Consider the following 13,642-nt stretch of genomic DNA (forward strand, 5'->3'; position numbering starts at 1 on the left):
AATAATAAATGGCTATACAATATCTGTCAAATTATGTCCCAGCCGGAGATTGGTTATCTCTTTGCAGTTCCCTCCTAATGTTCAACTAAGTCGGTCGTATACAATTACACAACAAAACCTCGACCGCATGGTCGAGGTTTTGTTCTTTCTACTTCACGCTTTGACTCTCATTATATTGATACGCTCTCATTACTATAACAATAGCCATTTCTCTAGTTGCAATTGCCTTCGGATTAAATTGATTATTGTAACCAGTCATAATGTTTAACGCGGACATATCAGCAACCTGTCCCTGTGCCCATGACGCAATTTGGTCACGGTCTTGATAGCTAACGATTGATTGTACAAGCTCCCGCTTCATTGCTCTTGCAATCATAACCGCCATTTCTTCTCTTGTAATCGTGTCATTCGGTAGAAATTGACCCTGGTACCCTGTCACAATTCCAGCTTCATACGCGGCGTTAACGTATGGATAGAACCAATCCGTAGCTTTAATATCACGGAATGAATTAACAGCCTCTTTATCTACTTGAATGTTAAAGGCTTCGACAAGCAACTTGGTAAACTCGGCTCTAGTAATCTCATCTTTTGGACTTAGTTTGCCATTATTCCCTTGAACAAACCCTTTCTTTGTTGCTTCCAAAATGAGATCATAAGCCCAGGAAGATACGTTCGCACTATCCGTATAGTAGTCTGCTAGAACCTTTTGTTCCTGCTCAGGTTCGTTCGTACCTGGCTCGCTTCCTCCGTCACCTGGATTAATTCCTCCCGTACCCGGACCATCTTCCCCTCCCGGGCTACAATTATTACCCAGATCTTTACCTAAATTGGTCGTATAGCGCCATTCTACCTTGTCACCTTGTTTCAGCTTATACAAACTCGCGCCGTAATTCGGGCAAGCATTATTAACACTATACATCCAACCGCTACCACTGCCATGATCAAATTCTCCATCGCCAGCAATAGACTCCACATAAACACTGCTGTATTTATCTGAGAAGGAGTTTACATAAGCTATACCGCGACTATCTAACTCTCTCTTCAAAACATCCCAGACCGATTCGCCCGGTGTAAATTCAACCGTTGTTGGTGACAATACATACCCTTTATTAATGGTTAACTTGTCAATTGACAATTGAATTGTTCCTTTTGCAGGTTCTGGACTGCCTCCACCATTGGTATTGTCCTTAACCGAATAAACGACAAAGTCTGTAAAGTGATCTGTTTTAACGATGAGATCACTACCACTTTCATACGCATATTCATGTTTTCCGCTCGCCAATCCTTCCTTGTCGCTAGCAAACTTTTGAATTGGGGTAAGTTGACCATTTTGAATAAACGCAGCTTCCTTGCCTTTCATGCCTGCAAAGGTGATCTGCACAAAACCTTTGACGAAGTGAATCGAACGATCTCCACCCATTGTAAAGTATTCGTGAATTTCATCTAGTTGTTGATTTGAACCAATTAAACCAATCAGGCTCGTATTAAGTGCCGTATCATTTTTATTAATGAAATTAATCAGACCTAGTGTTTCTTTCGACCCACTATTCATTGTAATCCCTTGAGGGAATTCCGCAGTGATGCCTCCTCTTGAGATACTCAGGTTTGGCAACGCCACATTGGCTGGCAATTCAATAAATGTTCTAGATTGTGCAGAATCAGGCAGTTCGATGGACACCTGTTTCTCGCGATCCGATTCTTTCACGCGTATCGTATAGTCATTGCCATCATTCGGAATAACGACAGTCTGACCGTCGTCTGGAAGACTAATCGTATCATCCGGTTCTGTCACATCAATAACAACATCTGTCATATCGTACAGACTAGTTTCTCCGTTCAAATAACGGCTATAAGCGACAAGGGCATATGTCCCTTGGTCCGTTGCCATCCCATCGACTTTGCCGCCTTTCGGATGAACAAATCCACCAGTCGGTACCGCATAAGTCAGCAAATTGTCAACTGCGGAATGGCCGTTCTTGTTGAATCTATGATCGGTATGCGGATCAATACCGAGACTAGTTAAAGCAACGATGACTTGGGCGACACTTTGGACATTTTCTGCACCAGCACTCGTGTAACCACCAGCCCCATTCTGAACCGAAGAAAGCCAAACAACTGCACGATCTACAGCAGCTTTAACCTCTTCCTGCTCCCCGTAATAAGGAGCTAAAGCTTGAAGTGCCATTCCCGTAATATCCGGATCGGCAGCACCATACAAGGACCAACCTCCGCCGGCAACTTCCTTTTTAATAATAAAGTCAATTAGCTTGTCTCGTGTTGTTGCATTTGTAACCCCATTTTGCACGGGAATATCATATTGATGGCTATCGAGCGCAAGTAGCGCAAAGATCGGCCCATTAATTCCTTGCTTGGTAACGTAATTAAAATCAGCTAACGCTGCGCTAATATCATATCCCGCTACGTTAGTGATGTCTTTGCCGATAGCCGTTAGGCCTAAGATCAGTCTGGAGTGCTCCGTGCCTTTAGCAGAATGTAACTTTCCTGCTGGCATTAATTTTTCTACTTCACGAACCACATTATTGTAATAAGTGGTGTAATAACCTTCCGGTACCTCATATTGCGCGCGAGCAAGAGCAAGAATACTCCATTCCCCGCCGCCTGTGCCGAATGTAGGATTGTTTACGCTGTTAATCAAATAAGCCAACTGCTTATTCAATTGTTCGTTTACATTGATAACTGCTTTTTTCGAACCTAATTGTTTAACATTGTTAAACAATTCTAGTTCTTGGTCTAGAGCAAGTACTTTGGCATCAACTTTATTCTGACTAGCATTTTCATCCGCTATTATTGCTTGGGCAGATTCAATAAGTTGTGATAATTGACTGTATACTTCTCCCGTCACCCAATAGTCGCTTTGAAGTACATCGCTTCCGTCTGTGCTTACAGAAACCGATCCCAGTTGTTCATGAGCCTCATCAAGGGCAAGCTGTAGGGAAGCTTTATCCGCTTCCTTAACAATTACAATTTTCGGAAAAATACTATAGTATCCTTCTCTACCCAACGCAGTGAAATTAGGATTAGCCCCTACTAAAGGATCAATATTACGATGATCGCCAATAGGACTACCGAAGAAGCCTAATTTAAGATGCCCATCATTAAGGCTATAACCGCCTTCCAGATCTTGAGGCACTGTGAATTCCACGCTATTGCCCTGTGTCGTAATATTATATTGTTTAGCAGTATTGGTAATTAGTGTACGATTTGATCCCGCAAAAAAGTTAAGCTGTGCATTAAAATTGTATATACCAGATAGTTTGTTGGCAGGGAACGATAAACCTTGAAATACAACTTTGACTCGATCTCCCGGGCCAACTTCTTCTTGTGGTCGAGTTAAGTTTTCTATCGTCACATTGAGCGGTCTTGCCGTCATCACCTGATATTCTGCCTGACCGTCTCTTTCGATCTTAACAATGTTGCGCCCTTCCTTTAGTAGCACACTGAACGATCCGTCAGGATGGGGAGTCACATCGTCTGCAGAGAATGTGCCGTCTCCATAGGATACCGTTCCAGCCGCATGATTGATGTCAGGACGAAGAACACTAACTTCACTACCTGCAGAAGGGGTAAACGTATAAGTAGCACCCGGCTCCGTATCCACATAGTACACGCTATCTATATCCGCATCGAAAGCGCCATTTTGAAGGTTCATCACTTGATTGCCCGTCTTGCCTTCATTGGCCTTTTGATTACGTTCTTTATTGCTTTCAATTCCGGTAGTAATAGTTGTCTCGTCTTGACCAACCGTGACAACAAACAAACCGACATTTTCCGGCCATATTGAGCTAAATGCATTGTTTGCTTCACTAATATAATTCGACCCATTTACTTTAAGAGCATCATAAGTTACTTTAACAATTGCTGTTCCGTTGTCTTTCGCAAGAATCGTTGAATAGCTGCCAGGTTCCCCCTCAGCAATTGCAATGACGTCCTGACCAGAAATAATTTCATAATGAAAATCAGGTTCAAAGAAGTAGTTACCAATACCTTCAGTTAAAGCCTGCCAACTCCGCAAACTTAATAACTTGAACTCATCACCTGGCTCTGAAAGCTTCAAATGATTTTGTTCATTAATATTGAGATAGATATTCCCTTCCAGGTAGGTTCCTCGGTTTAGAATCGAATTGGGTGGAAGAACATCTAATTGTTGTTCCGTAATCTCCATTGCTGCATTCGCTTCAGTCGCATTAAATATCCCGGTGTTTGTAAGCTTACCTTCTTGACTTACCCGGTAGTTATATTGCTGACCGTTCATCAACTTATAGCGAGATACTCGCTTACCGTCCTGAATCGTCGTTTCCGTAGGTTCAACTTTTTCAAACGAAACAAAATGTTTGATTTTACGACCTACGAACAAAGTAGCTTCCTCAGGTACCGTAAATGTAATCATTCGAGATAAAGGAATTGCTCCAGTAACCGATTGTGCTTGCGTCGATAAAGTAACCGTGACGCTGTTGCTAAGTGTAATATAACCTTCGATTACACGCGCTTCACTTGGCTCAAAAGAATAAAAATATGTATTTCCTGTAAGAACGAGTGCCGGATATTGACTCGCTGAAGTCTTCGTTCCTAAAGTTAGAGATGTGTCACTTGGGCTGTTCTGACCGATCCTTACTGTATAATCAACATCAGCGTTCCATCCAGAATTGCTAGCTTTTAGGTTTAATTGACGGAATTCAAACTTCTGATCCTGATCCGACGTTACCGTTAGCTTCCCTTCGCCAACATTGTTTCCACTAGCGTCAATTCCTTTGTAGCGATAGTCACCGACAGGCAAAGTAGCTTTATATACTTTATAAGTTCCCGCTTCCCCTGCACCAATATCAACGAGTTGATCTTTAGAATTATAAAGCTCTAATTGCGTCGCTTTAGGAGCTACTGTAAATGTAATATTAAATGTAGGTTGAATTACTTCTCCTATTAGCCCTTGTTTCTTAGCATTATTGAAGGACGTTTGAGCTTGATCAAGTGCCAATACTTTTGCATCAACTTCTTCTTGTGAGGCATTCGAATCTGCAACTAACTGCTGAGCCGATACAATTACTTCGACCAATGCGTTAAGCTCATCTTCGACAACCCAATAATCTGTTGGGCCTACATCGTATCCATCTATACTTACTTTAACAGAAGCTTTATTTAGCTCTGCAGCTTCTATAGATGCAACCAATTCAGCCGTATCCAGTTCATTACTCTCATCCAGTGCTTCAACTAATTCTCCTAGTGCAGTGTCAACGACATACTGACTGCTTTCCATATCCGTTAGCGCATCATATGCGTTATCATAAGCAAGTCGTACAGTATCATCGGCAAGTATTTCTATTTTATCGATGGAGCTGTTAATCTCTGCTACTTTTTCAGTTAATGCATCCTTGTTGGCAAGGTCAAAAAGCTCACCTTTACTTCCTACGTCTTCTCCCAACCCATAAATGGTATATTGCCAACGAACGACATCACCGTTTTCAACAGGGGTATCCGAAGCTCCGACATTTGGGAAGGAATTGTTGACAGCGAACATCCATCCCGACATTTGGGTATAATCAAATTCACCTAACCAATCCGCGTCTTTCCGATCGCCGATATGCCCTACTCCTCCAATGGCTTGTAAGATGTAGGCTGGAATATTAACTGCACCTGCGCCCGGGTCGTATATGCTAGACAAATAGAAACTGCTCTCTATGCTGCCTCCATGTTTGTAGCGGTTTTCTCCTAAAAGTTCAGAAATAACTGCTGCTACATTGTCTCCTTCTTGGAAAGGTACACGAACCGGCTCAACGATATAGCCTTGTCCCAATGTGAACTTCTCAACCGATACTGTTACATATCCCTTGATCCCTGCTGCCTCTGAAATACCCGCTGCTGCCATCGCAGTTGTGGGGCCCAGTAATGAAAATATCATTAATAATGTTAAGCATAATGCCATTAATTTCTTACCTGTTTTTTGCAGTAACATGTTCCATCTCCTAAATCTTAATTTATTTTTGTACAACAAAAAAACACCTCTCACTAGTTATTGTGAAAGGTGTTTGACACACGGACATAAGGACATGCGAATGCCCATATAAATGCACAGTTAAACATCTCTCCTTTCATCCTCGTGAAATCGTAGAAAAAGTAAATGGCATGTATCCTGGCTTAGCTTCATCGTATAACTAACTCCTTCCCGTATATCATACAGTGGAAACACGTTAGCATACTCAGCGTTACAGTGGCGGGACCGCGTCAGATTTGCACTGATCTTCCATTTTAAGCTGTGTAAAAACAGCACCATTTACTTAAGTGTATGAAGTTGTAGTTGAATATGTAGACTTGCTAGAATCTACTAATTGGAATGAAACTCAAAAAATACTAATTGGTCGCTTATTGAAGAATACCCCATTTATGGAGGGAGTGCAATCGTTAATTACTCAAGTTCGAAAAGCATTTTTGCCAAATCTGTCTGGACTTTGTCATCATGCAATTTCGGTGGCACCACATTCCGAATAACTATAATGAGCGCTTGTTCTTCTGGATATCTAACGATATTTGACACTATCCCATAGACAATACCCGAGTGTTCATAAATTGTTCTCTGCTGGTTATCCTTATTAATGAACCAGCCATAACCATATCCTTTGCCGTAGTCAGTATACATGCTTTCTATTAATTCCTTTGAAAATACATCATCTTTATAAAGCATCTGATCCCACAAAAATAAATCATGAGTATTCGTATATAACCCTGCTGCACTGTTATAATTCAGGAAAAAAGGCTCTTTTTTTGTATTCCCTTGCTCGAACTTCGTGTATCCCCAAGCACGATTTTCGAATACTTTGTATTCTTTGTGCTCTATACCACTAGAACTCATACCTACCTTATCAAATATATTCTTTTGCAAATATTGCTCATAAGTCATTTGTGAAACTTGTTCTATAATATATCCCAGAATACCGTAGCCAGTATTACTGTATGCGAATTGATCACCTGGCTTGAAGTCTAGCGGCTTCTTTTTGTTTTGCTCAATAATCTCCTCAATATCACCACTTGATGTGACCACTTCTTGATTTTGTGGCGTGCCAGAGGTGTGGGTAAGTAAGTGTGCAATCGTCATTGCATCACCATCTGGATATCCATTTATGTATTTACTTATAGGATCTTGTACATTTAGTAATCCTTCTTCCTGCAAAAGCAATATCGCCATTGCTGTAAATTGCTTAGTAAAGGAACCGACTCTAAATACCGTATCCGAATTATTGGGGATGCTTTGTTCTAAATCCGCCATCCCATATCCTTTATTGACAATAATGTTGCCTCTTTGAGCAATAAGCACAGCCCCGTTAAATTCTTTGCCCTCTAAATACTTGTCTACACTATTCTGAAAATCTGTATAATCTAATGTGATTTGGTCGTCTCTTTTGATGAATATGGTCAGTTCAATGATTAAAATTAATAGAATTAAAAAACCGTAAAAACTCACTCTAATCCTGTGAGATGATTTATTTTGACTATCCATTCAAAAATCCCCTTAACTGTATTTTTATCCAATGAGATCATATTACTTTTTAATTATCTCTTATTTACCATTACACTCAAATTTTCAATAATTCAATTTATACATACATATTTATTATCTTTTTTCCGTTCTTATGACTAGGTTTGTCTGCAATTTTAGCAACACAAAAATACCATCCTCATGCGGATGGTATTTTAATCTACTACATAATCAGCCAGCTGATTGTTTAACTCGCATTTTCCGTTGATAAGTAGATAACATAACTCCTGATAGAATAAACAAAGCCCCTAGTATACTCGCTTGAAATGCTTTTTATACGATGTTACGCCAATTAAAAATAATACAATAAATAAAAGTCTTAGCGATGTTAACAGACTAGGGGAGAAGTCCTGGACTAAAATCTTTCCAAAAACAAAATTACTACCCCATATGACTACACATAAAGTGAGCCATCTATAAGCTTTTAACATTATTAATCACCTTTCAATAATTGCTGCTATTTAACCTGTCCCATAAACGCTCTTTAAAACAAAAAAATAGACCACCCATCGAAAGGTACCCTTAATGCTTTATTCATGCACCGCACTTAATATGGGAATAATGAACAAAAAAAGGATACCTATAAGGTATCCTAATCCATCGTATTGGTGGAGGCGCCCGTAGTTGAGCTAAACCACAATTCGCGTAAAAATTATTACTTAATCAAAACACCTAACGGTCCCGATGAACCATATAGTTCAGTAAATGCTTAAGAAATACGTTGTCACGCTGCCTCTTACTCAACACTTCCATGGCCAAACAGTAGTGTTCCCACATTTGTTTGCTAGCACCTTCCTGACCAAGGATCGTTACGAAAGTAGAACTATTATTTTCCATATCCTTGCCAACAGGTTTCCCTAGTAACTGAACATCTCCTACTACATCTAGCAGATCATCTTTAATCTGAAAGGCGATACCAGCATGATAAGCAAATTTTTTCAAAATAGTGATTTCCTGCTCATCAATCTGTGCGAGAATAGCTGGCATAACTAGAGCAGCCTCAAATGCAATTCCGGTTTTGTAAAAGCAAATCGAATTCAATTGCTCGAGCGTTAATACCTTTCCTTTGGAGTTCAAATCCATCACCTGTCCCATGCATAGGTCCTCAGCAGTTTGGGCTGAATATTTTATCAAGGCAAGCACAGTTTTAGCATCGAATGATTTGAGTGATGCTTGTTCCTGAATTGCCTTCTGCATCAGTAACAGACCGGTTATTTCTGCAGTGGCACTATTATGTACTTGATGTAGCGTTGGACGCCCTCTGCGGGTAGGCGCGTTATCCTGGGTTGGCAAATCATCGAAAATCAGAGATGCAGTATGCATATATTCCAATGATCTCAGTAAGGGTGCGATTGCTTGTGCTTGCAGTCCATAATCTTGTACACTCATAACCCATGTCAATATTGGACGAAGACGTTTCCCATCCCCTTCGAGACTGTAATTTGCTGCATCAATCAGTATCTCTTTCATCGGCGGCATCCCGTCAGACTTGACAATTGACAAGTTGTTGTTGATTTGCTTACGTGCCATTTTGATAGTCTCTATGAACTCTTCTTTCTCCTTGCGGTTGTTTTTCAGAACGGTAACTAGTTGATCACGAAGCAATTTATCCAAAAAATCTACATCACTCGCATGTTGAACCATATACTGGACGAGCCGTTTGAATTCTGGGCTTCCGCAAGCAAATATCTCCATAATGCTGTTGTACTTTTCATTGCCTATCCGTGCTTTACAACGTTTCAAACCATTGATTGCACGGTCGAGGATCACCTCTCGTGCCTTTCTGTCGGAGTGATATACTTTATGAATCAGATGGGAAATGACGGCCCAGTATAATTCAAAGGGATTAATAAGATCCGAACGCTGATCATGGTAAGTTAAATAGTAAGTATAAGGAGTTACCGCGCCATCTCTCATATCATCAAACATATCTGCAAAATCGTCAGCAAGTTGGTTGTAGATACCATAAAAGAAGGTCCGATTCTCAAACCCCTCGTCATCACTAGCACTTAGAACCGAACGAGCGATCAACCTTGAAGAAGCCGACTTTATGATGACGGGAATATACAGCTCTTCGTTGGTGTACGTTGGATTAGATAGAACCTTGGCACGGTCTGATTCCTGTGAGTGAAAGAAAACGTAAGTCTGCTCGAAAAACAGCTGTTGAGTCTCTGGTAGCTGATGACTTTTAATATATTCAAAAGCCTCTGTCAGCTCGGCATGCATGAATTGAATCATTGCTTTGTTAGTCCCATTCCACTCGCTTAATTCTGGTACCGTACCTGTCAAAAGCGCGACCCGGATGATATAGGAATATTGTTCTTTCTCTTGAACTGTTAAGATCTGCGAATCCAGAAGATCGTCAATGAATGGATAGGTCAGACCATAGGAATAACCAAGTCTAATGGCTTCGTCAAGTTTCTTAGCTCGTTCCGCAGGCGATCGTTCGTCAACCAATTCTTCAAACGCATGCAGGACCACTCCAATAATGATCTTAATCAGCTTGCGCTGAGCGTGCTCGGGGTTCAATTGCTCTGGGATATGGTCCGATACATTCTTAAGCTTACCGATCACCCATATTACAGCCGTTTCAATACCTTCCTTTTGGGCCCACCGATATATGCCTGCCAAACTAATAAACTCTGGCTGGTCATCTTGGTTCGAATCGGTAGAATGAATCAAACGTTGCTTGATGTAAGCAGCTACACTCTGAATTCTAGCCTGTGTTTGGGGTGACTCCATCGCTTTTCCTAGATCTCTCATATACATATACGACACGCTTCGATCAAGATAATCATCTAATTTTCCCGTATGATTTAACCACTGGATATGTCGTTGATAACCCCCGTCATCAGATGTTCTCTTTCCCCGAGACAAGAAAGACAGCCATGACCAACGATGAATATGATCTCGTTTCCAAAGTTGAATATCGTCAGATAAAGCAGGCACATACGTCTTTTCTCTAACTTGCTCGAAAAGCGATGCAAAGTATTGGGCTGCCTTCTGCTCAGCCATCCGATAATAAGTATCAGCATGAACTCTTAATTCCTCATTCATAAAGTTTATACCTCAACTTCTATAGTTGTTATATGAAAATTCTTATTTGATAGATGTCGTTTCTCCATAACTATTAGGGATTCGTCCGATTCATTTCGTATCTTAAATACGGAATAGGATTTTTAAGGTTGCGAATAATTTCTTCTTTTATTTATCAGCCAGAGTACTTTTTACTGAATTGATATTACTGTCCATATATATGAAAAAGAACATATAAAAAGGACACCTACAAGATGTCCTTTTCTCTCAATAAAAATATAAGCTCCTTCGCTGACACAATGGCTTGCTCTAAAGAATAGGTTAATCGATCTGTCACCGAAATCATATCTTCATGATCTTCAGGTGTTTCGAGTACTTTCTTAATATCTAAATCAGTTGCTCTCATCATCTCTGCTTTATTCATCAACCGAAGTATGGCACTCATTGAATAATGTGCTGCCCTTAGCGTACGAATAATTTTTAAGCGATTTATTTCATTCTCTGTATATGAGCGCGATCCATTTGAAAGTCTAGGGACTGTTATCAAGCCATTCCGTTCCCAATTTCTTATAACTTCAGGTGAGAGGTCCAGTAGCCGAGCAGCCTCATTTCGTGTATAGGTTTGAATAGATTCATATTCTAATCCATACATCCACTGCTCCGAAAGCTCAATTGCCTCTAATGCCCGATCATATTCTTTTTCTAAATGTAACAGATAAGATTGTGCATATTCCAGTGCTCGAGCAAAATCCTCTTTGCCGCTAGCTTCTACAATAGCTCTTGCCTTTGCCCGAATGAGTCCTTGAACAATTTCACAACGAAAAGCGACTCTAGCTATTTTTAGTTGAAATAGATGCAAGTCTGAATACATGCGGTAGCCATTATCGCCTCTTGGGACAGATGAGATGTATGTCCAGTCTTCATAAATCCGTACCGTATTGGGATGCACACCAACTAATGCTGCGATTTCTTTCGTTTTGTACATCCCGCTACCCTACTTCCATTTAAAGAATTTGAACGCCCCAACCAAACTAATAACAGTACAAACAGCTAGTATCAACAGGGGAATTGCCATTCCTGCCGTGGCTCCACCTGTAGTCACCATTTTTAATAAATGAATACCATGTGCCAATGGTAGTATATCCATTACCCATTGAACGAAGCGCGGCATCACTTCATATGGTATCGTCGCACCTGAGAACAACAACATCGTAAAGTAAGCGATAGAACTCCACATATTCGCTGCTTTTTGATTCGGTACGACACTACCTATGAAAATACCGATACTATACATAGCTAATATAACAAAAGCATATACAATCAAAAACATAAACCAGGAGCCTGCTAATCGATAATCAAAAAGTAAATAATACACCAATGTAACACCTATAAATGAAACAAGGGCAGAAGAAAGCTGAATTAGACCTTGCGCAAATAATATCTGTAAAGGCGATACTGGCGTCACTTGGAATCGTTTCAGAATGCCTCGGTGTCGATAATCAGCAATGGTTAATGGTAAACCCATTACCCCCGTTGCAAGTACGCCAATAGTTATAACAGCCGCATAAGATAATTCAAAGTTTGAAGAACCTGCCGATGCATCTTTACTAAGCAAGTAGCCAAACAGGGCTGCCAAAATAATCGGAAAACATATCCCGAATATTAATATATCAATACCTTTCCATACTAGCTTACCTTCTATTTTCAAAAGTGCAACCATTGTACTCATCCCCATTGTTCCCCCTCACCTGAGAAAAGTAAATATGCGTCTTCAAGCGTTGTTTTCCCACTAGCGATTAAAGCTTCCTGGATTGTGCCATGAAAGACGGTTTGACCTTCACGCAGAATTAATATCTCATTACATAACGCTTCAACCTCATCCATGTAATGTGATGTTAAAATAATCGCTAAACCATTTCCTTTCATGGTTAAGAGCTGTTTCCACAACATACGACGAGCTTTAGTATCGAGCCCTGTCGTCAGTTCATCTAGAAACACAAGCTTCGGTTCAGCAATTAGGGCAAGCAGTACAGCTAGTCGCTGTCGCTCTCCACCAGAGAGCAATTTTATAAGTTGCTTTTCCTTACCTTCCAGCCCAAAGGTTTGTAGTAAAACCGATAAGTCCGCCGTTTTTCTATAAAGTGACTGCCACTGTTCACACGCTTCAGAAACAGTTAATTTATCTTGGAAATTAGTTTCTTGAAACTGCACCCCTACTTGTTCAAATACCTCCTTCCGATTACGCACTGGTGATTTATCAATAATGATCAGCTCATCATGAGTGCTTTTTTCAATACCTAGCACTGCAGCAATTGTTGAAGATTTCCCTGCTCCATTGGCGCCTAGTAATCCTAATACTTGCCCAGGCTTCACTTGAAAACTAATCCGATCGACCGCCGTTTTCTGACCGTATATAACCGATAAATTTCTGACCTTCAATACCATGCTTTACCTCCTAAATTAATCTTAGGACGTAACTATAACAAATGAACTATAGGGTGGTGGCTTAATGGAGGGTTTGAATGACATGAATGATAATCGCCTGTTCCAAATATGTAGAATTTAAGTTGGCAGTTAGTATAAAGGTGTAAAGAAAATATAGAATATGCCCACTCACATATCTCCGCTCATACATACAATGTTTTAGCCCATCAATTAAGGAGTGACAAGATCATGCCATTCTCACCACCTCCAGGCCCCCCAGGATTTCCGGGATTTCCGGGATTCCCAGGATTTCCAGGACAACCGGGTCCGCCCTCAGGACAGCCTAGTCAAATGGGGCCTCCTAGTTCACCCCCTCCGGGATTCATCCCTCAGCAACCAGCGGTTTCTCCATTTGCTGTCGACCCTGGAGCGATTGTTCGTTGTTTATTTCGGAATACGTACGTATGGCTCGAGAATAGAAATCAATTCTGGTTTTACCCAGTTTTTGTGGGTCGCAACTCGGTCGCGGGTTTTCAGTGGAACGGTAGGTTTTGGATGTATACTGGATTGAGTTTGCAGTCGATTCAATCATTTACATGTTTCTAAATGAGCTTGAGAAAAAGCGCTCCATTCCAC

The 13,642-nt window shown here is 40.7% G+C and carries 7 protein-coding genes, 1 pseudogene and 1 riboswitch; of the genes and pseudogenes, 1 reads left to right on the top strand and 7 read right to left on the bottom strand.

The window, feature by feature from the left end:
* Positions 1-148: 148 nt before the first annotated feature.
* The 7 genes and pseudogenes from NAG76_04245 to NAG76_04275 all read right to left on the bottom strand — a co-directional run bounded on the left by NAG76_04245 (position 149) and on the right by NAG76_04275 (position 13,027).
* Positions 149-5,968 (bottom strand): DUF4430 domain-containing protein, encoded by a 5,820-nt coding sequence (locus NAG76_04245; GenBank protein URN95476.1) that lies wholly within the window; start codon positions 5,966-5,968, stop codon positions 149-151.
* 149 nt (positions 5,969-6,117) lie between these two features.
* Positions 6,118-6,302, bottom strand: a riboswitch (cobalamin riboswitch).
* A 116-nt stretch (positions 6,303-6,418) separates the two neighbouring features.
* Positions 6,419-7,507: a beta-lactamase family protein gene (locus NAG76_04250; GenBank protein ID URN95477.1), complete on the bottom strand. Its 1,089-nt coding sequence runs from the start codon at positions 7,505-7,507 to the stop codon at positions 6,419-6,421.
* Positions 7,508-7,836: 329 nt separating this feature from the next.
* Positions 7,837-7,977: pseudogene (locus tag NAG76_04255) on the bottom strand (EamA family transporter).
* 241 nt (positions 7,978-8,218) lie between these two features.
* Positions 8,219-10,603, bottom strand: coding sequence for a polyprenyl synthetase family protein (locus tag NAG76_04260; protein ID URN95478.1), 2,385 nt, complete (start codon positions 10,601-10,603; stop codon positions 8,219-8,221).
* 226 nt (positions 10,604-10,829) lie between these two features.
* Entirely contained in the window at positions 10,830-11,567 is a 738-nt protein-coding gene (locus NAG76_04265; protein ID URN95479.1) for a MerR family transcriptional regulator, read from the bottom strand.
* 9 nt (positions 11,568-11,576) lie between these two features.
* Positions 11,577-12,311, bottom strand: coding sequence for an ABC transporter permease (locus NAG76_04270; GenBank protein URN95480.1), 735 nt, complete (start codon positions 12,309-12,311; stop codon positions 11,577-11,579).
* A complete protein-coding gene (locus NAG76_04275) occupies positions 12,308-13,027 on the bottom strand; it encodes an ABC transporter ATP-binding protein (GenBank protein ID URN95481.1) in 720 nt (239 codons plus the stop codon). Before NAG76_04275 ends, NAG76_04270 begins: the two co-directional genes overlap by 4 nt.
* 228 nt (positions 13,028-13,255) lie before the next feature.
* Here NAG76_04275 and NAG76_04280 point away from each other — a divergent pair, with 228 nt between their 5' ends.
* A complete protein-coding gene (locus tag NAG76_04280; protein ID URN95482.1) occupies positions 13,256-13,612 on the top strand; it encodes a collagen-like protein in 357 nt (118 codons plus the stop codon).
* The last annotated feature ends 30 nt before the right edge of the window (positions 13,613-13,642 follow it).

It is taken from the genome of Candidatus Pristimantibacillus lignocellulolyticus (assembly GCA_023639215.1).
GTDB lineage: Bacteria > Bacillota > Bacilli > Paenibacillales > Paenibacillaceae > Pristimantibacillus > Pristimantibacillus lignocellulolyticus.